At 73.4% G+C, this 25,363-nt stretch carries 21 protein-coding genes; 19 read left to right on the top strand and 2 right to left on the bottom strand.

Annotated features, from left to right (window positions below):
- Nucleotides 1-162: 162 nt before the first annotated feature.
- A complete protein-coding gene (locus tag ABZU32_RS32425) occupies nt 163-507 on the bottom strand; it encodes a hypothetical protein (protein WP_354928169.1) in 345 nt (114 codons plus the stop codon).
- Nucleotides 508-520: 13 nt separating this feature from the next.
- The gene (locus ABZU32_RS32420; protein WP_354928166.1) at nt 521-3,268 is read right to left on the bottom strand and encodes a LuxR C-terminal-related transcriptional regulator; all 2,748 of its coding nucleotides are present in this window, start codon (nt 3,266-3,268) and stop codon (nt 521-523) included.
- Between the two features lie 336 nt (nt 3,269-3,604).
- Here ABZU32_RS32420 and ABZU32_RS32415 point away from each other — a divergent pair, with 336 nt between their 5' ends.
- The 19 genes from ABZU32_RS32415 (at nt 3,605) to ABZU32_RS32325 (ending at nt 25,314) form a co-directional block, all read left to right on the top strand.
- Nucleotides 3,605-4,333 (top strand): 2OG-Fe dioxygenase family protein, encoded by a 729-nt coding sequence (locus ABZU32_RS32415; protein WP_354928163.1) that lies wholly within the window; start codon nt 3,605-3,607, stop codon nt 4,331-4,333.
- A gap of 155 nt (nt 4,334-4,488) precedes the next feature.
- Entirely contained in the window at nt 4,489-4,674 is a 186-nt protein-coding gene (locus ABZU32_RS32410; RefSeq protein WP_354835614.1) for a lysine biosynthesis protein LysW, read from the top strand.
- Entirely contained in the window at nt 4,667-5,575 is a 909-nt protein-coding gene (locus tag ABZU32_RS32405) for a RimK family alpha-L-glutamate ligase (protein ID WP_354928160.1), read from the top strand. Before ABZU32_RS32410 ends, ABZU32_RS32405 begins: the two co-directional genes overlap by 8 nt.
- Nucleotides 5,572-6,600 (top strand): N-acetyl-gamma-glutamyl-phosphate reductase, encoded by a 1,029-nt coding sequence (gene argC / locus ABZU32_RS32400; protein ID WP_354928157.1) that lies wholly within the window; start codon nt 5,572-5,574, stop codon nt 6,598-6,600. Before ABZU32_RS32405 ends, argC begins: the two co-directional genes overlap by 4 nt.
- Nucleotides 6,591-8,600 (top strand): M20/M25/M40 family metallo-hydrolase, encoded by a 2,010-nt coding sequence (locus ABZU32_RS32395; protein ID WP_354928154.1) that lies wholly within the window; start codon nt 6,591-6,593, stop codon nt 8,598-8,600. Before argC ends, ABZU32_RS32395 begins: the two co-directional genes overlap by 10 nt.
- Nucleotides 8,597-9,370 carry a 1-deoxy-D-xylulose-5-phosphate synthase N-terminal domain-containing protein gene (locus ABZU32_RS32390; RefSeq protein ID WP_354835622.1) on the top strand — a complete coding sequence of 258 codons (774 nt, stop codon included), beginning with the start codon at nt 8,597-8,599 and terminating at the stop codon, nt 9,368-9,370. The genes ABZU32_RS32395 and ABZU32_RS32390 overlap by 4 nt, the downstream gene beginning before the upstream one ends.
- Nucleotides 9,367-10,407 carry a transketolase gene (locus ABZU32_RS32385; RefSeq protein WP_354928151.1) on the top strand — a complete coding sequence of 347 codons (1,041 nt, stop codon included), beginning with the start codon at nt 9,367-9,369 and terminating at the stop codon, nt 10,405-10,407. The genes ABZU32_RS32390 and ABZU32_RS32385 overlap by 4 nt, the downstream gene beginning before the upstream one ends.
- Nucleotides 10,408-10,420: 13 nt before the next feature.
- Nucleotides 10,421-11,317: a family 3 encapsulin nanocompartment shell protein gene (locus tag ABZU32_RS32380; protein WP_354928148.1), complete on the top strand. Its 897-nt coding sequence runs from the start codon at nt 10,421-10,423 to the stop codon at nt 11,315-11,317.
- Nucleotides 11,318-11,339: 22 nt separating this feature from the next.
- Entirely contained in the window at nt 11,340-12,311 is a 972-nt protein-coding gene (locus ABZU32_RS32375; RefSeq protein WP_354835628.1) for a sulfotransferase, read from the top strand.
- Entirely contained in the window at nt 12,296-13,078 is a 783-nt protein-coding gene (locus ABZU32_RS32370) for an SDR family oxidoreductase (RefSeq protein WP_354835630.1), read from the top strand. The genes ABZU32_RS32375 and ABZU32_RS32370 overlap by 16 nt, the downstream gene beginning before the upstream one ends.
- Nucleotides 13,079-13,089: 11 nt before the next feature.
- Nucleotides 13,090-13,995, top strand: a complete 906-nt coding sequence (cysD, locus tag ABZU32_RS32365) for a sulfate adenylyltransferase subunit CysD (RefSeq protein WP_354835632.1) — start codon at nt 13,090-13,092, stop codon at nt 13,993-13,995.
- Between the two features lie 158 nt (nt 13,996-14,153).
- Nucleotides 14,154-15,419, top strand: coding sequence for a GTP-binding protein (locus ABZU32_RS32360; RefSeq protein WP_354835635.1), 1,266 nt, complete (start codon nt 14,154-14,156; stop codon nt 15,417-15,419).
- Between the two features lie 203 nt (nt 15,420-15,622).
- Nucleotides 15,623-16,861, top strand: a complete 1,239-nt coding sequence (locus tag ABZU32_RS32355; RefSeq protein ID WP_354928145.1) for a glycosyltransferase — start codon at nt 15,623-15,625, stop codon at nt 16,859-16,861.
- On the top strand, nt 16,858-18,018 hold the full coding sequence (locus ABZU32_RS32350) for a radical SAM protein (protein ID WP_354835639.1): 1,161 nt from the start codon (nt 16,858-16,860) through the stop codon (nt 18,016-18,018). The genes ABZU32_RS32355 and ABZU32_RS32350 overlap by 4 nt, the downstream gene beginning before the upstream one ends.
- 9 nt (nt 18,019-18,027) lie before the next feature.
- Complete coding sequence (locus ABZU32_RS32345) at nt 18,028-19,626, top strand: NAD(P)/FAD-dependent oxidoreductase (RefSeq protein ID WP_354928142.1); 1,599 nt, start codon at nt 18,028-18,030, stop codon at nt 19,624-19,626.
- Between the two features lie 28 nt (nt 19,627-19,654).
- The gene (locus ABZU32_RS32340; RefSeq protein WP_354928139.1) at nt 19,655-20,920 is read left to right on the top strand and encodes a sugar efflux transporter; all 1,266 of its coding nucleotides are present in this window, start codon (nt 19,655-19,657) and stop codon (nt 20,918-20,920) included.
- Nucleotides 20,917-21,939: a glycosyltransferase gene (locus tag ABZU32_RS32335; protein WP_354928136.1), complete on the top strand. Its 1,023-nt coding sequence runs from the start codon at nt 20,917-20,919 to the stop codon at nt 21,937-21,939. The genes ABZU32_RS32340 and ABZU32_RS32335 overlap by 4 nt, the downstream gene beginning before the upstream one ends.
- Nucleotides 21,929-22,672: a PIG-L deacetylase family protein gene (locus tag ABZU32_RS32330; RefSeq protein ID WP_354928133.1), complete on the top strand. Its 744-nt coding sequence runs from the start codon at nt 21,929-21,931 to the stop codon at nt 22,670-22,672. The genes ABZU32_RS32335 and ABZU32_RS32330 overlap by 11 nt, the downstream gene beginning before the upstream one ends.
- Nucleotides 22,669-25,314: a glycoside hydrolase family 3 N-terminal domain-containing protein gene (locus tag ABZU32_RS32325; protein WP_354928130.1), complete on the top strand. Its 2,646-nt coding sequence runs from the start codon at nt 22,669-22,671 to the stop codon at nt 25,312-25,314. The genes ABZU32_RS32330 and ABZU32_RS32325 overlap by 4 nt, the downstream gene beginning before the upstream one ends.
- The last annotated feature ends 49 nt before the right edge of the window (nt 25,315-25,363 follow it).

The following is a 25,363-nucleotide window of genomic DNA, read 5'->3' as shown; positions in this document are numbered from 1 at the left end:
CGCCTGGAAACAAGCCCGACGTGCGGAACCGAGTGACCCCGGCTCTGGGCGGTCGATCGAGAGGCGGAGTGACCCCCGCCGCGCGACGTCCCACCAGGAACCCACCGGTCCCGCGCCCGCACAGAGGCGGGTGTCCCGAACCGGGAGCGCCGCTGCCGGAGATCAATCGAGAGGCGGAGGGAACGCCGACTCCCGATGGTCCACGGGGAACCCGCCGCGTCGGCGCCCGAGGAGGCTCGCGAGTCGCGGAACACGGGTACGCCCGCCCTCGCGGCCATGGCCTTGCTCGCCGTTCGCGGCGGCCGGGTCGCCGTTCGCGAGGGGCGGCTGACCGGTGGCCAAGGCCGGGTCGTCGTCCGCGCGGGCCGGGTCACCGGGTCTGTGGTCCTGGTCGCCGTGCGGGGGCCGCGTGGACGGGGGCCCCGCGAGGGCGTCGGGGGTGGTGGGGACCTGGCCCCAGCGGGCCCTGACCATCCACTCCACGTAGGACTGCATGCCGGAGTTCATCGCACACCTCGTTTCACGTCGCCGGGTCACGGTCGTCGTCGGGGGCGGGCTGGAAGAGGCCGAGAAGGGCGCCGAGCTCGGTGCGGTCGCCGATGCCGAGCTTGCGGTAGGCGCGCTGCAGGTGGTTCTCGACGGTGCGCACCGACAGCACGAAGTGGGCGCTGATCTCCTTGCTGGACATGCCCTTGGCGGCCAGCTCGGCGATCTGGTGCTCCCTGCGGGTGAGCCGCGGCCGTTCCAGCGCGGACAGGGCGGGAGTGCGGGCGCCGCTCGACTTGGCCAGGCGCAGCGCCCTGGCCGCCGCGGCCGAGGCGGCGGCGAGGTCGCCGGCCGCGCGGTGGCAGTTGGCCTGCTCGGCCGCCGCCTCGGCGGCCAGCAGGGGGCTGCCGAGCCGCTCGAGACCGGCCGAGGAGGCGGCGAGCCCGTCGCCGTCGCCGGCGGCGGCCGCCGCGACGTGCGCCGCGTACAGCGGCACCGCGCCGCCGCCGGCCTGCCCGGCCAGCTCGCGGAGCCGGCCGAGGACGTGCTGGGGGGCGCCCATCCTGGCCACGTCGTGCAGGGCGAGGGCCTCCATGCCGACGGCGCCGAACTCGCGGGCGAGCGCCGCACCCTTCTGGGCGATGGCGGGGGCGTCGGGAGAGTTGCCGGCCGCGGCGACCCATGAGCGGGCCAGCTCGATCCACGGCTGGAGCAGCCACAGGGACCGCTGGTCCAGGCCGTCGGCCTCCGCCAGGGCCCTGCGGGCCGCCTTGACGTCCCCCGCGAGCGCGAGGCCCTGGGCGAGCTGTGCGAGCAGGACGGCGAGCAGGCCGCGGTTGCCGTGGTCGCGGGCGATGGCGACGCCCTCACGGCAGCGGTGCAGCTCCTCGCGGACCTCGCCGCGCGCCCGGGCGACCAGGCCGCGCAGCAGGCAGAACCAGGCGATCGCGAAGGGGAACTGCCGCGCCACCGCCCGGTCGTACCCCTCGGTGGCGCACTCCTGGGCCTCCAGGAAGCGGCCGGTGAGCAGGCAGGCGTGCACCCGTCCCAGCTCGATGAAGATCTCCAGCCAGGGCAGCTCGCCCTGCCAGCGCAGGCTGTGCTCGCGGGCCTCGGCGAGGGCGGCGAGGCTCTCCTCGGGCCGCCGCAGGAAGGCCAGCGCCACGCCGCGGGCGACCTCGGCGACGCAGCGTGCGCGTACGCCGGCGGGCGTCTCGGCCATGACCTGCTCGGCGAGCACGACGGCCGTCTGGCAGCGTCCGGCGAAGACGTGCAGCAGGGACTGCAGGGCGCGCAGCTCGGCGCGGGGTTCGCCGCCGTGCAGGTCGTGCAGCTCGGCGCGGAGCAGCAGCCACGCCTCGGACACGCTGTCGAGGCCGAAGGCGAGGTTGAAGGCGCGGACGCCGGTCAGCAGCGCGCGCTCGCGCTCGCGGGTGGGGCGGCCGAGACGGGCGAGCTGCGCCTCGGCGTCGCCGGGCCGGCCGGCGAACATCAGCCCGTAGCCGAGCGGCTCGGCGATCTCCACGCCCTTGCCCGCGGCGACGGCGCAGGCGGCGAGCTGCCGGCTCAGCGGCAGGTCCATGTGCGACCAGGCGCTCCTCATGGCGGCGGCGACGGCGCCGGCGGGCGGCTGCACGCCGTTCTCCAGGCGCCAGGCCGCGACCCTGAGCAGGTCGTCCGCGCCGGGTTCCGCGGCCTCGACGGCGTCGGCGAGCTCTTCCCTGCATCGGCGTGCCCGCAGGCGCGGGGCGCGGGCGCGCAGGACGTCCCCGTACAGGGGGTAGGCGAGCCGCGCGCGGTCGCGGCCGCCGAGCCGCTCGACCTTGACGATGCCGCGCGCCTCGACGGTCTCGACGGCGGCGCGGGAGACCAGGGCGGCCAGGACGTCCGGGCTGACCGAGTCGCCGAAGGCGAGCAGCTCCAGGGCGCTGCGGCATTCGGGAGTGAGGCCGGCGAGGCGCTTGTCGACCAGCCCGGCCAGCCGGGAGGTGACCGGGAGCGGGTCGCCGCCGCGCCAGACGCCCTCGGCGAGGGTGAGCGCGCCGGTCTCGAGCATGGCGGTGATCAGCTCGCGCAGCAGGAAGGCGTTGCCGCGGGTGGCGTCCCAGCACCGCTGGACCAGCACGCCCTCGGCCGGGCCGCCCAGCGTGGTCGAGAGGATCTCCCTGACCTCGTCGCGGGTGAAGGGGCGCACCTCGATCCACTCGGCCAGGCCGCTGGTGCACAGGTCGGCGACGGGGTCGGGGACGCCCTCGCCGCTGCGTGAGGCGGTCAGGACGAACGCCTCGCGGTGGCGGGCCATCTGGAAGGCCAGGGCCACCGAGGCCTCGTCGAGCTGGTGGGCGTCGTCGATGATCAGGAGCAGGTCACGGCCGCCCGACTGGCCGATCAGGGCGTCGGCGGCCATGCGCAGGGCGTTGCCGTTGAAGGCGGTGTCCATGAGGGCGGCGGGAAGGTACTGCGCGAAGGCTCCGAACGGCACCGCCGAGGTGGCCTGGCAGGCGCAGGCGCGGACGACGTGGAACCGTTCGTCGTCCGCCCGCTGGACCACCTCGGCGAGCAGCCGGCTCTTGCCGGCGCCGCCGTCGCCGATGAGCGCGGCCCCGGACAGGCCGGGGTGGCGCATGGCGGCGGCGATGCGGTCCAGCTCGTCGCGCCGGCCGACGAAGACGTGCCCGAGCTCGGCCATCGCGACCCATGACCGCGGAACGTAGAGCGGGGAGCGCCCGTCGCCTGTGATCAGGCCGACCTGGTCCGGCGCGACAGGGACTTCGAGCGTCATATCGCCTCTCCCGTGTCATCGTTGCGCGTTTCCCGATCATTGTCATTTAGCGCCCATCTCCGACACCAGTGCGCCGGTCATTCGGCCGATGTGAATCCGTCATGCGCGTTCCCTTACACGCTCACAATGGGCTCCCACCTGCGCCGTTACCGGCGGCAAAGCGGCTGAGTAACGACCCGGCGCCCATTGAGTAGCGCCGTGCGGCCAACAGAGCAGCGCGAGGTATTACCTCGCGATAAACCGTTGCCTACCTTGGTCGCAGGCAAGGCTGAAAGTTCCGATCGGACCGGCACTCCGCGCACAGAACAGGGAAACCCGACACGAGAAAGCGGCCCAATGCGTATAACGAAAACGTCCGCCCCATGGCCCGCCGAGGTCGTCGAGAAAGGGTGGAGCCACGGCAGGCTCCCCATTCCGGCGACCAGCGAATGGAACGAGTTCGCCAAGTACTGGGAAGACCTTCCGGCCGACGAGTACGTCAGGGAAAGTCACGGCACCACCCGGCTCCGCCGCATCGGGCACCTGCTGGCCCGCGGCGGCGAGGGCGCGGGCGTGACCATGGAGAGGGCGCCGCACGGGGCCTTCTACCAGAGCGCTGAGATCAATTCGGTGTACGGCGGGCAGGTGCGTACCTTCGCCCCGATCACCGCCGAGACCTACGAGAACCTCTGCTTCCGTGCGGCCCTCGAACATGACCTCGCCCTGGTCAGGCGCCTGGAAGGCGACCATCAGACCTGGCTGGTCACCGTGCACCTGATCCGCATCGTGGCCACCGGCGACGCCGCGTCGGCGCCGGCCCCCGAGGGGCGGCACAGCGACGGCCACGACTACGTGATCATGCACCTGGTCAACCGGGAGCGCTGTTCCGGCGGCCTCAGCCGCGTGTTCCGCAAGGGCGGCGACCGTCCCGCGCTGGAGCACACGCTGTTGGAGCCGATGGAGACCGTCGTGATCGACGACCGCACGATGGAGCACGAGGTCACCCCGATCAGGCCGGCCGACGCCACCAGCGCCGTCCGGGACATGATGATCATCGATTTCGACCGCGTGCAGCCCGGCGGCTGAACCGACCGCCGCCCCGGGCGGCGCCCGCACGCCATCGGCGCCCTGCACCTCGAGGGCGCCGCATGCGAGGCGCGCGCGAACGCGCCGGCCCCGGGCGAACCGGCCGGGCCGGACGTCCCGTCACCCGAAACGCCAAACCACGCCGAGGAGTTGTCATGGCAAACATCACGGCCGCCCCCGCCTGCCTGCAGTGCGAGACGGACATCGCCGTGCCGTCCGACGTCGAACTGGGCGACATCCTGGCCTGCCGCGGCTGCGGCCAGGAGCACGAAGTGCTGGACACCGCGCCGGTCGTCCGTCTGGACCTGGCGCCGGAGGTCGAGGAGGACTGGGGTGAGTGACGCCCCTGCGGACGTGCTGGTCTCCGTCACGATCATGCGCCCGGAGGAACGGCTTCTCCTCTCGGCGTTCCGCGCGGCCGGTCTGACCGCGCGGTCCGTGACGCCCCGCCACACCACCGCGTTTCTCAACGACCCGGCGCTCGCGCCGCGGCTGGTCATCCTGCGCAACGTCTCCCACCGCGAACTGGCGGGGATGTCCGACCGCTTCGAGCATGCCGGCATCCCCACCCTGAACTCGCCCGCCGCCGTGCGCCTGTGCCTGTCCAAGGACCTGCAGGCGCTCGCCTTCGCCCGCGCCGGGCTCCCCCACCCGACCACCCGCATCGCCTTCTCGGCCGAGCAGGTCGGCGAGCAGATCGAGGCCCTCGGCGGCCACGCCGTCGTCAAGCCGGTCAGCGGCTCCTGGGGCCGGGGCATCGTGCACATCACCACCCCCGCGGAGCTGGCCGCCTGGAGCGGCGGCTGGGAAGGGCTGGACCCCGGAGGGCGCTCCTTCCCGGTGGTCGTGCAGCAGTACATCCCCAAGCCCGGCTTCAACGAGCGGGTGATCATCGTCGGGCACACGCCGGTCGTGGCCTACAAGCAGGTGAGCCCCGACCTGCGGACCAACACCCACCTCGGCGGGACGGTCGAGCCGATCCCGCTGTTGCCGAGGTCGGCGGAGCTGGCCAGGCGCGTCGTGGACCTGTTCGGCCCCGGCTTCTACGGCGTCGACCTGGCCGAGTCGGCCGAGACCGGCGAGCTGTACGTGCTGGAGGTCAACACCAATCCCGAGTTCGCCAAGTCGGTGGGCGTCCACGGCGTCGACATCCCCGCCCACCTGGCCCGCTTCGCCCGCTCGGTCATCGACGCCCAGGACCGGGCCGGCAGGTTCGCCGAGCGGAAGGAGAGGGCGGCATGACCGAGCGGATGAGAGTCGCCGTGCTCGGGGCGAGCGGCTTCATCGGCGCCGAGCTGATCCGGCTGCTGAGCGACCACCCGCAGGCCGAGGTGTCGTTCATGTCGTCCCAGCAGCACGCGGGCAAGCCGCTCGGGCAGGTGGTGTCCGGGCTGCGCAACTCGCGGCTCGCCGGGCGGCGGCTGCGCGCCGCCGACGAGCTGTCCAAGGTGGACGTGGCCTTCTCCTGCCTGCCCAACGGAGTGCTCCCGCGCATCCTCGACGAGGTGAGCGGCCAGGCCGACCTGGTGCTGAACGTCGCCGGCGACTACCGGCTGCGCGACCCGGGCGAGATCGCCGAGCACTACCCCGAGTCGGCGGAGGGCTGGCGCGAGCCGATCCCCTACTACGTGCCGGAGTTCACCGCCAAGCCGAGCGAGCCGGTGGTCAACCTGCCGGGCTGCATGGCCTCGGCCGGGCTGTACGCGCTGTACCCGCTGTTCCGCGACGGGCTGGTGGAGCCCAGGGCGGTGGTCGACGCCAAGACCGGCTCCAGCGGCGGCGGCAACCACAGCGCCGAGCATCCGGCGCTGCGCGACGGCAACGTGCGGGTGCACAAGCTGCACGGGCACCGGCACGCGCCGGAGATCCGCCAGGCCCTGTCCACCTGGACGGGCGCCGCGCCGGAGCTGCAGTTCTCCGCCTTCAGCCTGCCGGTGACCCGCGGGGTGTTCGCCACCGCCTACACCTGGCTGCGCGAGGGCGTGGACGCCGGCCAGGTGCGCCGCGCCTACGCCAGGGCCTACGCGGACGCCCCGTTCGTGCGCATGAGCAACGGGCGCTCGCCGATGGCGTTCCCCATGCTCAAGACCGTGGTCGGCTCCAACACCGCCGAGGTCGGGGTGTCGGTGGAGGGCTCCCGCTGCGTGACGGTGTCCGCCCTGGACAACCTGATCAAGGGCGGGGCCGGCCAGGCCGTCCAGGCCATGAACCGCATCTTCGGCCTGGAGGAGACCCTCGGACTGCCGGAGGTGGGACCATGGCCGTGAGCCGGGCCGCCGGGTACGGCGCCCCCGCGTTGAAGGCCGTCAACGGCCACCGGGCGCTGTACGTGGTCAAACTGGGCAGCTCGACGCTGCGCCACGACGGCGTGTACGACGAGCTGGCCGAGCTGAGCGGGCGCGGCGTCCGGCTGCTGGTGATCACCGGCGGCGCGGCCGACATCAAGTTGCACTACGCCCTCATCGGCCGGCCGGTCAGGACGCTGACCCTGCGCGGCGGCGACGAGGTGCGCTACTGCCCTCCGGAGGAGATGGCGCACATCATCGACGCCTACGAGCAGATCACCCTGCCCCGGGTGCGCGAGGAGCTGGGCCGGCGCGGGCTGTCGGTGTTCGCCACCACCGGCCGGGCCGAGAGCCTGGTCACCGCGACGCCGAACGGCCCCATCCGGGCGCTGGACGGCGGCCGGCAGCGCTTCGTGCGCGACCACCGCGCCGGCACCGTCGCCCAGGTGGACGGCGCCCGCCTGGCGCGGCTGCTGGAAGCCTTCGACGTGGTGTGCCTGTCGCCGCCGGTGGCCGCCACCGACGGCGGCTCGGCGCTCAACGTCGACGCCGACGTGCTGGCCGCCGAGGCGGCGCTGGCCCTGGACGCCGACCACCTGCGGCTGGTGACCGGGACGGCGGGGCTGCTCACCGACCCGGCCGACCCCGGCAGCACGCTTCCGGAGGCCACCGCGGGCGAGGGCATGGGCTACGCCGGGGGCCGGATGCGGCAGAAGGTGCGCGCGGCCGAGCTGGCGCTGGCGGGCACGCCCGACATCGCCATCACCGGCCCGCACACCCTGGACGCGCGGGGCGGCACCCGCTTCTGGCGGGCCCCCGCCCCCGCGCCCGACCTGGGGCTGCTGACCCGGATGGTCGAGCTGTCCTCGGTGTCGGGCGACGAGCGGGAGCTGGCCGACTACCTGGTCGACTGGTGCGCCGCGAACGGCGTGGACGCACGCGTCGACGCGGCCGGCAACCTGGTGGCCACCCGCGGCACCGGGCCGCGGCGGCTGCTGATGCTCGGCCACCTGGACACGGTGCCTTACCGGTGGCCGGTCCGCTGGGACGGCGAGGCGATCACCGGGCGCGGCAGCGTCGACGCCAAGGGCAGCCTGGCCGCCTTCCTGGCCACGCTGGCCGCCCTGGAGGTGCCCGAGGACGCCACCGTGCGCGTCGTCGGCACCGTCGAGGAGGAGCGCACCGCCGAAGGCGCGTTCTACGCCCGCGACCACTACCCGGCCGACGCGGTGATCATCGGCGAGCCGAGCGGGGCCGCGGCCCTGACCGTCGGCTACCACGGGGTGTGCAAGGCGCGCCTGAGCGTGTCCCAGACGACCGCGCACACCGCGGGCAAGGCGGCGCGGACCGCGGCCAGCCGGATCGCCGACGCGGTCACCGCGGCGGAGGCGGAGGTCGCCCGCCTGGGCGCCGACACGCTGTTCGCCGTGCTCAGCCTGCGCGCGGGCAGCGAGGGCGAGGCTCAGACGGCCGAGGCCGTCGTGGACGTGCGGGTCCCGCCCGGCACCACGACGAGCGAGGTCATCGACGCCCTGCGCAGGGCGGCCCCCGACCCGGTGCGCGTGGAGACCCTGCTGGCGACCCCCGCCGTGGCCACCCCGCGGACCAGCGCGCTGGTCAAGTCGTTCACCCGCGCCCTGCGGGCCACGACAGGCGCCTCGCCCCGGCTGCTGGCCAAGAAGGGCAGCAGCGACATGAACACCCTCGCCACCACCTGGCGGGAGGTCCCGATGGTGGCCTACGGGCCGGGCGACGCCTCGCTGGACCACACCCCGCACGAGCGCCTGGAGGCGGCCGAGTACCGGCTGGCCGTCCAGGTGCTCGGCGAGGCGGTGCGGCGCTGGCTGAGCGACGGCACCTCCGCCGCGTCCCTGGCGCCCGCGGTCACCGCCGTACCCGCGGTGTCCCCGCTGTCCCCCGTGTCCCCAGTGTCCCCTGTGCCCGTCGTCGCGGGCGCCGTCACGACGGGAGAGAGGAGATGAACGACATCGACCTGGCTCGTGAGCGCGCCCTGCGCGCTCGCGGGTCGGTGGTGGACATGGCGGCGAGCCCGGCAGGCTGCCACCTCGGCGGCAGCCTGTCGGTGCTGGACATCCTGATCGCCGCGCACACCGTCGCGGAGTCCAGGCCCGGCGTCGAGGTCGTCCTGAGCAAGGGCCACGCCGCCGCCGCGCTGTACGCGGTGCTGCACCAGACCGGCGACATCGAGGAGGACCCCGCGCCGCGCTACGGCAGGGCCGGCGGCCCCTACACCGGTCACCCCTCCCCCAAGGTGCCCGGCGTGCGGTTCCCCACCGGCAGCCTCGGCCACGGGCTCGCCTACGCGGCCGGCTGGGCGCTGTCGCGGCGGCTGCTCGGCGAGCCCGGCGGCGCCATCGCCGTGGTCGGCGACGGCGAACTGCAGGAGGGCCTGGTGTGGGAGACCCTCCAGATCGTCCAGGCCAAGCGCATCGGCGGCCTGACCGTCGTGGTCGACGTCAACGGCGGCCAGAACGACGGGTACGTGGCCGACATCTCGCCGATGACCGACCTGCCGGCTCGGCTGGCCGCGTTCGGGTTCGAGGTGGCCGAGGTGGACGGGCACGACATCGAGAAGCTCGCCGCCGTGCTGGTCCCCGAGGACCGGCCCAAGGCGGTGCTCGCCGCGACCGTCAAGGGCAAGGGCGTGCCCGCCACCGAGGGCAAGGCCGCCTCCCACTACGTCAAGATCAGCCCGGCCCGCGCCCGGCAGTGGAAGGCGGTGCTCCGATGACGCTCCCCGGACGCGAGGCCTACAAGGACGAGCTGACCGCGCTCGCGGCCCTCGACCCGCGCATCGTCTGCCTGGAGGCCGACCTCGGCGGCCCGTCGCACCCGTTCGCCGAGCGCTTCCCCGAGCGGTTCCTCAACCTGGGGATCGCCGAGACCGCCGCGGTGGACATCGCGGTCGGGCTGGCCTCGGCCGGCCTGCGGCCCTTCCTCAGCACCTTCGCCGCGTTCGGCACCTGGCGGGCGGCCGAGAGCGTCAAGCTCGGGCTCGGCTACCAGCAGGCGCCGGTCGTGCTGGTCTGCCCGTACGGCGGGGTGTCCGGCGGCTGGTTCGGGCCCACCCACCACAGCCTGGAGGACCTGGCCGTGGTGCAGAGCCTGCCCGGGGTGCGCATCGCCGTGCCGTGCGGCGAGGCCGAGACCCGGGCGGTCATCCAGGCCGCCGCCGACGAGGACCGGCCCTGCTACGTGCGGCTGGCGCGCAACGAGCCCTACGAGGCGCCGTTCGAGCCGGCCGGGCGCGGCGAGGTCGGCTGGGTCAGCGGCACGGGCGGGCCCACCCTCCTGGTGTCGGTCGGCGAGAAGCCCGCGCAGCTCTGCGTGGCCGCCACCGAGCGGCGCCCGGACCTCTCACACGCCCACCTGTGCTGGGTGGACTTCGAGAGCCTGTCGCAGGCCGCCGCCGAGCTCGCCGACCACGCCCGGCGGATCGTCGTGGTCGAGGAGCACCGGGCCGCCGGCAGCGTCGCCTCGACGCTGGCGCTGCTGCTGCCCCGGCACGAGGTGCACAGCGTCAACGCCGGGCCCTCCTGGCCCTCGGAGGGCGGGTCCCACGACGAGACCCTGGCCGCGCTCGGCCTCACCGTGCCCGCCGTGCTGGCCGCGGCGGGCGCCGGCGAGACCCCCGCGGGCGCATCGGTCCTCGGCGCGTCCCGCCCGGCGCGGCCGCACGACCCCCTCACCCGTCCGGCGGGCGCCCCCGCCGGCCGTCCCACCCCCAGCATGGCGAACCCCGGCGCCACGCTCTCCCCCACCACCTGAGCCAGGGAGCGACATGACAACGACAACCCACAGCAGCGCCACCGCCCTCGAGGTGACCCGCCAGACCCTCGCCGACCCGGCGCTGACCAGGCGCAGCCCCGGCGAGGAGTTCGCCTGGAGCGTCTCGCGCGGCCGGGAGGACGGCGACACCGTCGTCCCGATCCACGGCTACCTGCCGGCGGCGTTCCCGTTGTTCGCCACCCGCCCGCGCTACACCGTCCGCCACCTGCTGAAGGTGGCCAGCGTGAGCGACCGGCCCTCCGCCTACGTCCGCGAGGCCCCCCAGGCGGGCCGGGACGTGCCCGGCAACACCTACGCCAGCACGCCGGAGTCGGCGTTCGGGCCGAGCGTCCAGCACGCCGAGCTGACCGACCTGGTGATCGACGTCCCGCTGCCGAAGGGCCTGCTGGACGAGCCCGCCCTGCTGGCCGCGTTCGTCGACTACCGCGTGCTGGTCCGCTTGGGCGTGGTGGAGAACGAGTCGCTGCTGCACGGCACCGCCGACGGAAGGATCAGCGGCCTGCTGACCCTGCCCGAGGTGCGCACCGGCGAACTCGGCGACGACGTCTGCGCGGACCTGACCGCCGCCGCCGCACGCGTGGAGGACACCGGCGGCTCCTGCGACGGCATCGTCGCCCACCCGTCCCTGTACTGGCGGCTGGTGCAGGACGGCACCCTGAGCAAGCTCACCGAGGTGGGCATCAAGGTGGCCCGCACCCGCATGATGCCGCGCGGCAAGGCGCTGCTCGGCGACTTCCGCGCCGCGGTCACGCTGCTCGACCCGGGCGTGTCGTCCCTGTCACTGCGCAGGAACGCCGGGCCCGAGGGCGAGGACGTGGTCAGGGCGCACGCCCGGGTCGGCCTGGCCGTGCACCTGCCCCAGCACTTCCTGCTGCTGTCCCGCCCCTGATGCGACCGGAGGTTCACCCACGATGACAGACCGACCCAGAGTCCTGTACATCACCGGCTGGCTGCGCAGCGGCAGCACCCTCCTGGGGAACGTGCTCAACGAGCTTCCGGGGGTGCTTCACGCGGGCGAGCTGCACTATCTGTGGCAGAACGGGGTGCTGCGGGCGGGTACGAACTCGGTCTGCGGCTGCGGGGAGCAGGTTCGGGCCTGCTCCCTGTGGTCGGCGGTCCTCGCCTCCACCGGCGAGCAGGACCTCGCGGCCGCGGCGCGCGGCATGACGGCCGCCCAGCGGCGGCTGCTGCGCACCCGGCACACGCGGGCCCGGCTGGCCGAGACGCGGTCGGGCCGGCCCGCCCCGGCCCGGGTGGCGGCCGTGCTCGACCGGATGGCCGGGCTCTACCGCGAGCTGGCCGCCCGGGGCGGCGAGCGGCTGGTGGTCGACGGCTCCAAGTACCCGGCCGAGGCCGCGGCTCTGCTGGGGCGCGACGACCTGGACGTGCGGGTGCTGCACGTCGTGCGCGACCCGCGCGCCACCGCCCTTTCGTACCACAAGAGCAAGCAGTACATCTCCCCCATGAGCCCGGCGGCCAGCACCGCCTACTGGACGGGGTTCAACGTGGCCTCCGAGCTGGTCGGCTCCGCCGCCGGCGACCGCTACCTGCGGGTGCGCCACGAGGACCTGTGCGCGGCCCCGGCCGAGGTGGTCGAGCGGGTCATCCGGTTCGCCGGGCTGGACGACGCGACGCCGGTCGACGCCGGCGGGACCGTCCACCTGGGCGGCAACCACACCGTCACCGGCAACCCCGACCGGCTGCGTCAGGGCGCGGTGGCGATCCGCCCGGACGAGCGGTGGCGCACCGACCTGCCGGCCCGCCACACGGTGACGGCGACCGCTCTGGCCCTGCCGCTGCTGCCCCGTTACGGCTACCCGGTGCAGGTGCCGGGCCGCCGCACCCCGATCGGAAAGGAGAGCCTGAGATGGACCTCGGACTGACCGGGCGGGTCGCCCTGGTCGCGGCGGCGAGCAGCGGGCTCGGCCTCGGCGTGGCGCGCGCGCTCGCCGCCGAGGGCGCGCACGTGTCCATCGCCGCCCGCGACCCCGAGCGCCTGGCCGCCGCGCACGCCGAGGTCGACGCCGCCGGTCCCGGGCGGGTGCTGAGCACCGCGGTGGACCTGCGCCACGACGGCGCGGTGGCCGGCTGGGTGGAGCGCACCGTCGCCGCGTTCGGCGCGCTGCACGTGGTGGTGACCAACTCCGGCGGGGTGCCGCACGGCCGGGCCGACGCCTTCACCCCTGACCAGTACCGGGAGGCGATGGACTCCTCCATGCTCCCGCACGTGGCGCTGGCGCTGGCCGCGCTGCCGCACCTGAAGACCGCCGGCTGGGGCCGCGTCCTGCTGATCACCTCCGAGGCGGTGCGCCAGCCGCTGCCGGGCACCGCCCTGTCGGCGACCGCCCGCCTCGGCCTGCTGGGCTTCGCCAAGGGCCTGGTGCACACCCTGGGCGCGAGCGGCGTCACGGTGAACGTGCTGGCGCCCGGGTGCCACCGCACGCCCGCGTTCGAGACCTTCCTGGACGCCCGCCTGGCCCACGACAAGGAGACCGCGCTCAAGGAGATCACCGCGGAGATCCCGCTCGGCACGGTCGGCGATCCGGACGATTTCGGGGCTCTGGCGGCGTTCCTCGCCAGTGAGCAGGCGCGGTTCGTCACCGGCACGGTGCTGGTCGCCGACGGCGGCAACACGCGGGGGCTGGGATGAGGGCGGCGGTGATGGACTACCAGCTCGGGCAGCTCGACGCGCTGGAGTCGGAGGCGATCCACGTCTTCCGCGAGGTCGCCGCCGAGTTCGAGCGCCCCGCCCTGCTGTTCTCCGGCGGCAAGGACTCCATCGTCCTGCTGCGCCTGGCGGAGAAGGCGTTCTGGCCGGCGCCGATCCCCTTCCCCGCGGTGCACGTCGACACCGGACACAACTTCCCCGAGGTGCTGGACTTCCGCGACCGGCGGGTGGACGAGCTCGGCATGCGGCTGGTGGTGGGCTCGGTGCAGGCTTCCATCGACGCCGGCCGGGTGGCCGAGCCGGGCGGGCGGTGGCCCAGCCGCAACCGGCTGCAGACCACGACGCTGCTGGACACCATCGCCGAGCACCGGTTCGACGCGGTGTTCGGCGGCGCCCGCAGGGACGAGGACAAGGCGCGGGCCAAGGAGCGCGTCTTCTCCTTCCGCGACGAGTTCGGCCAGTGGGACCCCAAGAACCAGCGGCCCGAGCTGTGGAACCTGTTCAACACCCGCATCCGCAAGGGCGAGCACATCCGGGTGTTCCCGCTGTCCAACTGGACCGAGCTGGACGTGTGGCAGTACATCGAGCGCGAACGGCTGGAGGTGCCCTCCATCTACTTCGCCCACGCCCGGCGGGTCTTCGAGCGCGACGGCATGCTGCTCGCCGAGAACCCGTACCTGTCGCCCGGCCCGGACGAGCCGGTGTACCGGACGACGGTGCGCTTCCGCACGGTGGGCGACATGACGTGCACGGGGGCGGTCTCCTCCGCCGCCTCCGACGTGGACTCGATCATCAAGGAGATCGCGGTCGCCAGGACCACCGAGCGCGGGGCCACCCGGGCCGACGACCGCGCGAGCGAGGCGGCGATGGAGGACCGCAAACGCGAGGGCTACTTCTGACCCTCGTACGCCGGCGGCGGGCCGCGCCGGCGACCGCCTCCGGGCCGCCGCCCCGCGGCGCGCCGCGCGCCCGCCACGCCCCAGCCACGACCCCGCCGTGACCCCGCCATGAACCCTCCATGACCACGGCCACTTCCGACTCGGCGAATCGAGCCACTATGACCATGGACATCCTCCGGTTCGCGACGGCCGGCTCGGTCGACGACGGCAAGAGCACGCTCGTCGGCCGCCTGCTGTACGACTCCAAATCGATCTTCGAGGACCAGCTCGACGCGGTCGAACGCGTCAGCCTGGCCCGCGGGAACGACCGCATCGACCTGGCGCTGCTCACCGACGGCCTGCGGGCCGAGCGGGAGCAGGGCATCACCATCGACGTGGCCTACCGCTACTTCGCCACGCCCAAGCGCAAGTTCATCATCGCCGACACCCCCGGCCACGTGCAGTACACCCGCAACATGGTGACCGGGGCCTCCACCGCCGACCTGGCCATCGTCCTGGTCGACGCGACCAAGGGCGTGCTGGAGCAGAGCCGCAGGCACGCCGTCCTGCTCAGCCTGCTCGGCGTGCCGCACATCGTGGTGTGCGTCAACAAGATGGACCTGGTCGGTTACAGCCAGGAGGTCTTCGAGCGCATCAAGGACGAGTTCACGGCGTTCGCCGCCAAGCTCACCGCCTCCGACGTGACCTTCGTGCCCATCTCGGCGCTGAACGGCGACAACGTGGTCGCCCGATCGCCGGAGATGCCCTGGCACGAGGGCGGCTCGCTGCTGCACCTGCTGGAGACCGTGCACATCGCCTCCGACCGCAACCTGGTCGACCTGCGCTTCCCCGTGCAGTACGTGATCAGGCCGCAGACCGGCGACCACCGCGACTACCGGGGCTACGCGGGCCAGCTCGCGGGCGGCACGCTGCGGCCCGGAGACGAGGTGCTGCACCTGCCGTCCGGGCTGACCACCCGGGTCACCGCCATCGACACCCTCGACGGGCCGGTGGCGGAGGCGTTCCCGCCGATGTCGGTGACGCTGCGGCTGGCCGACGACATCGACATCTCCCGCGGCGACATGCTCTGCCGTCCCCGCAACGCGCCGTCGGTCACCCAGGACGTCGACCTGATGGTGTGCTGGATGGGCGACCAGCCGATGCGGCCGCAGTCCACGCTGACCGTCAAGCACACCACCCGCACCGCGCGGGCGCAGGTCCGCGACCTGCACTACCGGCTCGACGTGCACACGCTGCACCGCGACCAGGACGCCGGCGTCCTGCGCCGCAACGAGATCGGCAGGGTGAGCCTGCGGGTCACCCGCCCGCTGTTCTGCGACCCCTACTCGCGCAACCGGCTCACCGGCGGGGTCATCCTCATCGACGAGGCGACCAACGCCACGGTGGGCGCCGGAATGATCACCGGGTCGGGCGGCCTCGACTGAGGTCCCGCCGACCGTCACCTGGACGCGGCGCCACCCCCGGGACGGACCCGCCCGGGGGTTCCGGGCGGCCGGTCCGCGAATTGAGTAACGCCGGGCGCCAATGGAGTAGCGCCGGCCATTAACCCGGCACCGCCGCCTTTCGTACCTTCGTCTTGGCAAACGGCGCCGCCCCCGTATGTCCCCCTTAACCGGAAGGAGCTCCGATGCCCACCTTGCGACCGTCGGATCTCGATACTCTCGCCACCGCCGTCGTGGACTCCATCGCGGTTGCCCTCGACCCGGACGCGCCCCAGTCGGGCCTTTACTACTGGGAGTGCGCGCGCCCGTTCACCGGAGCGGTGGTGGAGGCCGTGCGCGACGCCGAGGACCCCGCCGTCCGGGAGCTCGGACGCGCCCTGATCGCCGACCCGTCCGACGCCGGCCGGTACGCCGCCCTGCGCGAGGCCCTGAAGGCGCCCGAAGCGCAGGGACCGGGACTGGACCGCATCTTCGACCTGGCGTGGCGGTCGGAGTGCAACAACCGCCTGGGCCACCATGTGGGCGCCGCCTACACGGCCAAGGAGAGCGTGGTCACCGTCGAAGAGCTGCGCACCCTGCCGCCGGGGCCCGGGCTGCCGGCCGGCGCCGACCCCGAGGTGCTCATCGTCGTGCCCTTCCGCGACCGCGACACCGGCGGCGCCCGCCTGCGCAACCTGCTGGCCTGCCTGCAGTCGCTGCGCGACCAGTCCTTCCCCCGCGAGCGCTACCAGGTCACGGTGGTGGAGTCCGACTCCTTCCCGCGCTGGCGCGACGTCATCGAGCCCTACGCCGACAACTACCTGTTCGCCCCCAAGGCGAGCACCTTCAACAAGTCGTGGGTGGTCAACGTCGGCGTGGTGCACTCCCCCGGCCACTCGGAGGTCATCTCCATCCTGGACGCCGACGTGCTCGCCGACCGCGAGTTCGTCGAGCGCAACGCGACCCGGTTCGAGCGGCCCGGCACGATGGGCCACCTCACCTACCGCAACATGCTGTGCCTGGACACCCCCTCCAGCCAGAGGGCGATCAAGGAGCGGCTGTGGGACCGCGCCGGCCAGCCTGATCTGGACCGGCTGCGCGGCTACACGCTGCGCCGCGGGCCGGGCTGCTCGCTGTGGGTGCGCACCAGCGCCTTCCACCGCATCGACGGCATGGACGAGCGGTACGAGGGCTGGGGCGGCGAGGACATCGACTTCAACTACCGCTTCGACTTCGCCAACGCCTACGACAGCTACGACGACCCGCTGCTGCACCTGCGCCACCCCCCGGCGTCGGCGCTGCGCGAGGACGGCGAGCTGACCAACGCGCACATCCCGCCGCTGAGCTGGAAGCCCGAGGAGCCCATCGGGCGCATCGACCGCTTCGCCCACGAGTTCACCGAGCGCGCCGAGCACAGCGACTCCGCGGCGGTGGAGGCGGCATGACCCTCATCCACGACCTGTCGGCCGCCGGCAGATCCGAACGGACCCTGGGCACCGACCGGATCGACCGCAACCTCGACCTGGCCGGCAAGCTGTACCAGCGGTCGGTGTACCCGAGCGCCGCGGAGGTCGCGCACGGGCGCAGGCTCGGCTCCCCCCTGGTGGTCGACCTGGACCCGACCACCCTGTGCGACCTGGCCTGCCCCGAGTGCATCAGCGCCGGGGTGCTGCACAAGGGCCAGCTCTCGCGCGACCGCATCGTCGAGCTGGCGCACGAACTGGCCGCCTCCAGCGTCAAGGCGGTGATCCTCATCGGCGGCGGCGAGCCGCTGATGCACCGGTCGATCGGGACGATCATCACCATCCTGTACGAGGCCGGCATCCAGGTCGGTCTGGTCACCAACGGCACGCTCATCGCCCGCTACATCGACCAGCTCGCCGAGATGGTGTCCTGGGTGCGGGTGTCGATGGACGCCGGCACGATGGAGACCTACGACAAGTTCCGGCCGAGCCGCCGCAAGACCAGCGTCTTCCCGCTCATCGTGGACAACCTGCGGGCGCTGGCCGAGCGCAAGCGCGGCGCGCTCGGGTACTCCTTCCTGCTGATGCAGCGCCGCGACGCCGCGGGCGCCGTGGTCGACACCAACTACCACGAGGTGTACACGGCCGGGAAGCTCGCCAAGGACCTCGGCTGCGACTACTTCGAGCTGAAGGCGATGCTCGACGACGACCACTTCACCGTCAACCAGACGCCCGCCGACGTCGCCCTGGTCGAGGAGCAGATCGCCCGGCTGCGCGAGCTGGAGGACGGCTCGTTCCACCTGCTCGGCTCCTCCAACTGGGAGACGGTGCGCCACGACCTGGACCCGGTGCAGCCCAAGGACTACCGCACCTGCCACGTGGCCGAACTGCGCACGACCGTGACGCCGAACGGCGTGTTCGTCTGCCCCTACCACCGGGGCAACGACAAGGCCAGGCTCGGCGACATCAACGAGTCGTCCTTCGCCGAGCTGTGGGCCAAGGCCGACACCACCGTCGTCGACCCGAGCACCGACTGCCGGTTCCACTGCGCGCGGCACCAGACCAACCTGGAGATCGCCGCGATGCCCGGCCGTGGCCGGCCGGTGGAGCTCCTCGACGACTTCGACCCCTTCATCTAGGCGGCGGGAATGCGCATCGCGGTGATCGGAGCGGGGCCCGCGGGCCTCACCAGCGCCAAGCAGGCGCTGGAGGCGGGACATGACGTCGTGGTGTTCGAGAAGCACGACGACGTGGGAGGCATCTGGAATCCGGCGTCGCTCGGCGCCTACGAGGGCGTCAGGATGCAGACCTCGCGGTCCGGCTTCCCGTTCTCCGACTTCGCCCCGCGGCAGGGCGGCGACTTCCTGACCGTCCCCGAGGTGCACGCGTACCTGCGCGGATACGCCGAGCGGTTCGGGGTGTGGCCGGTCATCCGGTTCGGGCACGAGGTGACCCGGGTGGCCGGCGGCGAGGGCGACTGGCACGTCACGGCCGAGTGCCGTGGCGTGCCGGTCACCGCCCGGTTCGACGCGGTCATGGTCGCCAACGGCGAGCTGTGGCGGCCCAGGGTGCCGCCCGCCGCCGGCGAGGCGCCGCACGGCGTCCGCGTGCTGACCGCCAAGGACTACCGCCGCCCGGACGCCTTCCGCGGCCTTCGCGTGCTGGTGGCCGGCGGCGGGGTGAGCGGCGCCGACATCGCCTCGGAGCTGGTCGGCGAGGCGGCGGCGGTCGACTGGGCGGTGCGCCGCAAGGCGCTGTTCCTGCCCCGCGACTGCGGCGGCCTGGCCAACGACATGCTGTTCTCCTACATCGGCCGGGTCGCCCTGGAGGAGATGCCCTACGACGGCTACCTGGCGTGGCTGTCGCGGCTGATGCCGGAGTACATGGCCATGTACCGGGACACGGGTCTGCTGCCGGAGACCGGATTCCACGGCGCCGTGCACGTCAACGAGAAGATCGTGCCGCACGTGCACCGCGGCGAGGTGGGGGCCCGCGCGGCGTTCGACCGCTTCGCCGCCGACGGCCGCGTCGTCTTCGCGGACGGGACGTGGGGCCGGTACGACGCGGTGATCCTGTGCCTGGGGTACCAGATGCCCGACTACGGGTTCGTCGAGGGCTTCGACCGCCGGGAGCTGTACGAGCACTTCTTCTGGTACCGGGACCCGTCCCTGGTGGTGGTCAACACCCCGGTGGACACCGACGCGTTCGGCACGGCCTGCCCGTACTTCGAGGCCATCGCCGGATGGGCGCTCGCCGTGCTGTCGGGCAAGGCCGAGCTGCCGGGCCGGGAGGAGATGGCCGCCTGGTGCGAGCGCCACATGGGCGCGCTGCACGAGCGCCGCTACTACGACTGCTGGCTGGAGACCGTCCGCATCGGCCTGGACAGCGGCGCGCTGCCCGACCCCGCCACCCAGTTCGCCGACTACTGGCGGCTGGTGTCGGGGGTCGTCGACCCGGCGAACCTTCGGCCGGGCGCGCAGACCGACCGTCCGGCGCCCTGCGACGAGCTGTTCGACCTTCCCGGCCTCAAACTGCGGCTCCTCGCCTGGCTGCCCCGGCCGGCGCTGGACGCTCTGCTGGCGTCCGGCCAGATCGGCGCGGCCGAGCACGCCGGGGCGCTGGAGGTGCCGCCGGCGCGCCGTGTCGCCCCGTGGCTGCCCTACCGCCAGCGGCTGCAGGGCGATCCCCCACTGCCCGCCGCGGGGACGGCGTCCCTGCGGGCGCGTCCCGGGCCGGACGCCGGCTAGTCCCGCCCTCACCCCCCAAGGAGACGATGTGTATTCGACGAAGAGCAGCGGCCTGCGCATCTTCAGGGACGGCGCGGTCACCCGCCTCGCGGCCGCCACCGCCGCCATCGGGGTGGGGGGCGCGATGGTGGTCCCCACCGTCAGCCTCTTCCTGGCCGACGCCGTGCGCGCCACGCCGCTGATGATCGGGGCGTTCGTCGCCGGGCGGGCGATCGCCGAGATCGCCACCGACCTGTCGGTCGGGGTTCTGTCGGACCGCATCGGCAACCGCAGGATCGTGCTGGGCGTGTGCGCCATGTTCGCGGCCGGGGGCGCGCTGTGCTACCTGTTCATGCGCGAGTACTGGCTGCTGCTGGCCTCCTCCGCGGTGATGTTCGGGCTCGGCGGCGCCACCTTCCCGCAGATGTTCGCCTACACCCGCGAGCTGGCCGAGACCCGCGGCCACGGCGTGACGTTCTTCAACTCGGCGCTGCGGGCGGTGACCTCGCTGGCCTGGATCGCCGGCCCGCCGCTGGCGTTCGCGCTGATCGCCACCCGCGGGTTCGAGACGCTGTACGGGGTCGCCGCCGTGCTCTACGCCATCGGCGGGGTGATCTGCTTCGTGGGGCTGCCCAACACCGACCGGCGGCCCGCCCCGGACGCGGACAGCACCGCCTCCCTCATCGCCGACGCCGACGCCGGGACCGGCGGCTCCGGCGGGGCGGCCGTGACCGCGGAACCGGAGCGCAGGACGCGCAACCCGTTCGCGGGGCTGACCCCGAAGGTGAAGGCGCTGCTGGTCACGATCGTGCTGCTGCTGGCCGTCAACGCCATGTACCAGTTCGACATCGCGCTCTACATCACCAAGGACCTCGGCATGGACGAGGGGTTCACCGGGCTGGTCCTCGGGCTCGGCTCGGCGCTGGAGGTTCCCGCGATCATGTACATCGGCGCGAAGGCGGACCGCATCGGCCACTGGCGGGTGGTCATGGGAGCCGCCATCTGCGCCACCCTGTTCTTCGCCGCCATGCCGTTCGCGACCTCCAAGCCGGCGCTGCTGCTGCTGCAGGTGCCCAACGCCATCTGGACGGCCATCGCGCTCAGCATCCCGGTGACCATCCTGCAGGACTCGATGCCCGACCGTCCCGGCGTCGCCTCCTCCCTGTACTCCAGCGCGTTCAAGGCGGGCATCTTCCTCGGCGGGGTCGTCGCCGGGATCGTCGCCCAGTACGTGGGCTTCACCAACGTCTTCTGGGCCTGCGCCGTCCTGTCCGCCGGAGCGCTCCTCTCCGTCATCCTTAGGAGAAAAGCATGAAAAGCACGCCCACGTGCAGTGTGATCATCCCGACGTACAACCGGGCCGAGTTGCTCGCCCACACCCTCAACTCCCTCGTACGGCAGACCCTCTCCCCCGCGGACTTCGAGGTGCTGGTGGTCGACGACGGGTCGAGCGACGACACCGCGGCCGTGGTGGAGTCGTTCAAGGACCGTCTCGACGTGCGCTACTTCTACCAGGAGGACCGCGGCTACCGGGTGGCCAAGGCCCGCAACGTGGGCATCGCGAACGCCCGGGGCGAGGTCTGCGTCTTCGTCGATTCCGGCGTCCTGCTCGCCTCCGGCTGCCTTGTGGCCCACCTGGCCAGCCACGCGGCCTGGCCGGGCCCGGTGGCCGTGGTCGGCTACGTCTACTGCTTCAACGAGGGCAACGAGGACGGCGCGCAGATGCTGCGCGTCATCGACGTCGACGACCCCGACGCCACCATCGCCATGCTGCGCGACAAGGGGCAGTGGCTGGACATCCGCGAGGACTTCTACTCAATCTACGGCGACGACTTCGCCGACGAGCCGGTCCCCTGGGTCGTCTACTGGACCTGCGACGTCTCGGCGTCCACCGATCTGCTGCGCGAGATCGGCGGGTTCGACGAGTGGTTCAGCCGCTGGGGCGGGGAGGACGTCGAGATCGGCTACCGGCTGCACCGCGGCGGCGCCAGGTTCGTGCTCAACCGCGAGGCCGCGGCCATCCACCACCCGCACGAGAAGGACTACGACGCCAACGTCGGCGGCGCGCTCGGCAACTACGAGTACATCGCCCAGAAGCACGACACCCCGATCACGCGCCTGGTCGTCGGCAACCACTTCTTCCTGATCAACGACCTGGTCCGTGAACGCGGCCTGCCCTCCTGCGAGGAGTACCTGGCCGGCGCGGCGGCGCCGGAGCCGGCGGGGACCGTCCACCCGAAGCTGCCCCTGCTGGAGCAGGCGGAGATCGTCAGCGCGCGGGCGCGAGCCGCGCGCGAGCGGGCGCTGGCCAAGGTGGTGGAGCATGCGCGCTGAGCCGGCGGCGGGCGAGAAGGTCATCGTCTTCGCCCCGCACCCCGACGACGAGGTCATCGCCTGCGGCGGCGTCATCGCGGCCAAGGCCGCCGCGGGCGCCCGCGTCCTCATCGTGTTCTCCACCGACGGGTCGCGCTCGCACAGCGCCGTCCTCGGCATCGAGTCCGACCCCACGCCCGCCGAACTGGCGGTCATCCGGCGCAAGGAGGCCGAGTCGGCCGCCAAGGCGCTCGGCGTGCCGGCCGAGAACGTGGTCTGGCTGGGCCACACCGACACCCGGCTCGCCGCGTCGATGGACGCCTTCCGCGCCCAGGTGACGCGCCTGCTGGCCGGGCACAGGGACGTGGCCGAGGTGTACCTGCCGCACGACGTGCGCGAACTGAACGCCGACCACCGGCTGACCGGCGAGGGCGTGACCGGCTGCCTGGCCGGGCTCGGCCTGTCGCCGCGGCTGCGCAAGTACGTGGTGTGGGACGAGGACACCGAGGCCGCGTTCGCGTTCGCCAACCGCGCCGAGCCCGAGCGCGAGCCGTCCCCCACCGAGCGGCTGGTGAGCGTGGACATCGCGCCGTGGGTGGCCCGCAAGCTGGACGCACTGGAGGAGCACCGCACCCAGGTGACGCTGTTCTCCCCGGCGCAGACCCGCACCGTGGTGCCCGAGCCGTTCCTCGCGCGCCTGCGAGCCAAGCGCACCGAGGACTTCTGGATCGACGAGTCCGAGGAGGACGCGTGACCGGCCAGCCGGAGAACCGGACCACCGAGGACGCCGAGGACGCCGCCGCCGGCGGGACGGGGCGGGACGGCGCCGGGGCGCCCGCGGCCGGGCTGCCCTACTTCCCCGAGTGGCCGCGCGTGGCATCGGCGTTCGCGGCCGACCCGCGGGTCGAGGAGCGCGTCGAGGGCATCCTGGCGCAGATGACGCTGGAGGAGAAGCTCGGCCAGATGATCCAGCCCGAGCTGGCCGAGCTGACCCTGGAGGACGCCCGCGAGTACAAGATCGGCTCGGCGCTGAACGGCGCCGGCATCTGGCCGGGCGGGAACCGGCACGCCGACGTCAAGGAATGGGTCGAGACCGTCGACGCGTTCTGGGAGGCCGTCGAGGAGGGGTACGCCGACCGTCCCTTCCGCGTACCGTTCATGTGGGCCACCGACGCGGTGCACGGCCACAACAACGTGTACGGGGCGACGATCTTCCCGCACAACATCGGCCTGGGCGCCGCGCGCGACCCCGGCCTGGTGCGCAGGATCGGCGAGGCCACCGCCCGTGAGATCGCCGCGACCGGGATGGACTGGACCTTCGCCCCGACCGTCGCCACTCCCAGGGACCGCCGCTGGGGGCGCTACTACGAGGGCTACTCCGAGGACCCGGAGGTCGTGTACGCCTACGCGCGCGAGATGGTGAGCGGGTTGCAGGGCGGCACGGACGGGCTGGCCACCGACGCGCACGTCATCTCCACCATCAAGCACTGGGTCGCCGACGGCGCCACCTTCGAGGGCGTCGACCGGGGCACGGCCCGCTGCGAGGAGGACGTGCTGCGCAACATCCACGCGATGGGGTTCATCTCCGCCATCGAGGCCGGCGCGCAGGCGGTCATGGCGTCCTTCAGCGGCTGGTCGGGACCGGCCAACTACGACCACACCCCCGGGCGCCCGGTCGCCTACAACCACAAGATCTGCGGCAGCCGGTACCTGCTGACCGACGTCCTCAAGGGCGCGATGGGCTTCGACGGCATCGTGATCAGCGACTGGGACGCGCACGCCGAGGTGGCCGGCTGCACCGTCGGCGACGCCGGGTACGCGATCAACGCCGGGCTGGACGTGCTCATGGTGGCCGGGCGGGAGGCCTGGCGGTCGGTGTGGCGCAACGCCCGCGAGCAGGTCCTGTCCGGCGTCATCCCCATGGAGCGCGTCGACGACGCGGTGCGGCGGGTGCTGCGCGTCAAGATGCGGGCCGGACTGTGGGACAAGCCGCGCCCGCGCGAGCGGTCGCTGGCCGGCGAGGCGTCGGTGCTCGGCCACCACGACCACCGCGCGCTCGCCCGCGAGGCGGTGCGCAAGTCGCTGGTGCTGCTGAAGAACGCGGGCGGCACGCTGCCGCTGTCCCCGGCGTCGCGGGTGCTGGTCGCCGGCAGCGCAGCCGACGACATCAGGAAGCAGGCCGGCGGCTGGACCCTGAGCTGGCAGGGCAACGAGGTGACCCTGTCGGACCTGCCCGGCGCGACGACGCTCGCCGCGGCCGTGGCCTCGGTCACCGGCGAGGACCGCTGCCAGGTGGACCCCTACCTGGAGCACGCCGACCCGGCCGCGTTCGACGTGGCCGTGGTGGCGATCGGCGAGGACGCCTACGCCGAGATGCGCGGCACGATCAAGCCGTGGGGGACGCTGGAGTACGCCAGGCTCAAGCAGTCCTACGCCCGCGACCTCGCGACGCTGCGCCGGCTCCGCGAGGCCGGGGTGCGCGTGGTGACGGTCATGTTCACCGGGCGCCCGCTGTACGTCACCGAGGAGATCAACCTGTCCGACGCGTTCGTGGTGGCCTGGCTGCCCGGCACCGAGGGTGTGGGGATCACCGACGTGCTGTTCGCCGGGCCGGACGGCGCGCCGGCCCACGACTTCCAGGGGCGGCTCACCTTCAGCTGGCCGCGCAGGAAGCGGTCGATGAGCGTCAACCGCGTCCCGCCGCACATCCCGGGGTACCAGGTGCCGGCGGAGGAGCTGTCCCCCGAGGGCGAGCACGAGCCGCTGTTCCCCTACGGCTTCGGACTGTCCCTGCGCGACACGGGCACGGCCGCCGACCCCGGCGAGCTGCCGCTGGACCAGGAGCCCCCGCCGCCGCCCGCTCCCCCGGTCGCCGGGCCGCTGGAGGTGGCCGGAGCCCGCGCGGGCGGGGCGTACCGGCTGCGCATCGGCGGGCACAACACCTGGTCGCGGGAGGACATCTCCTTCGACCGGCCCACCGAGACGCTGGTGGTGCGGGCCGAGCCCGTCCCCGGGCCGGGCGGCACGTCCGCGGTGTCGCTGCGGTTCATGGGGTACGTGGCCTTCGTCTACGCGCAGGACCCCCAGCAGCGGCCGCGGGACCTGCGCGGCTACCGCGAGGCCGGCGGGCGCATCGCCTTCGACGTGCAGGTCGTCGAGGCCCCGGACCTGCCGGTGTACCTCGGCTGTCACGACGACTACCCGGCCCAGCCCGGGCTGGACCTCGCCCCCTCCCTGCGCGCGCTGCCGGCGGGGACCTGGACCACCCTGGAGGTGCCGCTGGCCGACCTCGAACGCGCCGGCGTGGACCTTCGCCACGTGGACGTGCCCTTCATGCTCTACACCGAGGGCCGGACGGTCCTTTCGATCGGCGAGGTGCGCTGGCTGACCGATTGACCGATTTCCAGTCGCTCGACCGCTTTGACCAGCCGCTTGACCTGAACGG

The sequence above is a fragment of the Sphaerisporangium sp. NPDC005288 genome, assembly GCF_040607475.1.
Lineage (GTDB): Bacteria > Actinomycetota > Actinomycetes > Streptosporangiales > Streptosporangiaceae > Sphaerisporangium > Sphaerisporangium rhizosphaerae.
This window is presented reverse-complemented; position numbering and strand designations above follow the sequence as displayed.

Excerpts from the sequence above, each read along its gene's own strand:
- ABZU32_RS32385 (WP_354928151.1), top strand. The coding sequence starts at position 9,367 with ATGACGCTCCCCGGACGCGAGGCCTACAAGGACGAGCTGACCGCGCTC.
- ABZU32_RS32410 (WP_354835614.1), top strand. The coding sequence starts at position 4,489 with ATGGCAAACATCACGGCCGCCCCCGCCTGCCTGCAGTGCGAGACGGAC.
- ABZU32_RS32370 (WP_354835630.1), top strand. The coding sequence starts at position 12,296 with ATGGACCTCGGACTGACCGGGCGGGTCGCCCTGGTCGCGGCGGCGAGC.
- ABZU32_RS32375 (WP_354835628.1), top strand. The coding sequence starts at position 11,340 with ATGACAGACCGACCCAGAGTCCTGTACATCACCGGCTGGCTGCGCAGC.
- ABZU32_RS32395 (WP_354928154.1), top strand. The coding sequence starts at position 6,591 with ATGGCCGTGAGCCGGGCCGCCGGGTACGGCGCCCCCGCGTTGAAGGCC.
- cysD (WP_354835632.1), top strand. The coding sequence starts at position 13,090 with ATGGACTACCAGCTCGGGCAGCTCGACGCGCTGGAGTCGGAGGCGATC.
- ABZU32_RS32380 (WP_354928148.1), top strand. The coding sequence starts at position 10,421 with ATGACAACGACAACCCACAGCAGCGCCACCGCCCTCGAGGTGACCCGC.
- ABZU32_RS32420 (WP_354928166.1), bottom strand. The coding sequence starts at position 3,268 with ATGACGCTCGAAGTCCCTGTCGCGCCGGACCAGGTCGGCCTGATCACA.
- argC (WP_354928157.1), top strand. The coding sequence starts at position 5,572 with ATGACCGAGCGGATGAGAGTCGCCGTGCTCGGGGCGAGCGGCTTCATC.
- ABZU32_RS32415 (WP_354928163.1), top strand. The coding sequence starts at position 3,605 with ATGCGTATAACGAAAACGTCCGCCCCATGGCCCGCCGAGGTCGTCGAG.
- ABZU32_RS32335 (WP_354928136.1), top strand. The coding sequence starts at position 20,917 with ATGAAAAGCACGCCCACGTGCAGTGTGATCATCCCGACGTACAACCGG.
- ABZU32_RS32360 (WP_354835635.1), top strand. The coding sequence starts at position 14,154 with ATGACCATGGACATCCTCCGGTTCGCGACGGCCGGCTCGGTCGACGAC.
- ABZU32_RS32345 (WP_354928142.1), top strand. The coding sequence starts at position 18,028 with ATGCGCATCGCGGTGATCGGAGCGGGGCCCGCGGGCCTCACCAGCGCC.
- ABZU32_RS32350 (WP_354835639.1), top strand. The coding sequence starts at position 16,858 with ATGACCCTCATCCACGACCTGTCGGCCGCCGGCAGATCCGAACGGACC.
- ABZU32_RS32330 (WP_354928133.1), top strand. The coding sequence starts at position 21,929 with ATGCGCGCTGAGCCGGCGGCGGGCGAGAAGGTCATCGTCTTCGCCCCG.
- ABZU32_RS32425 (WP_354928169.1), bottom strand. The coding sequence starts at position 507 with ATGAACTCCGGCATGCAGTCCTACGTGGAGTGGATGGTCAGGGCCCGC.
- ABZU32_RS32355 (WP_354928145.1), top strand. The coding sequence starts at position 15,623 with ATGCCCACCTTGCGACCGTCGGATCTCGATACTCTCGCCACCGCCGTC.
- ABZU32_RS32390 (WP_354835622.1), top strand. The coding sequence starts at position 8,597 with ATGAACGACATCGACCTGGCTCGTGAGCGCGCCCTGCGCGCTCGCGGG.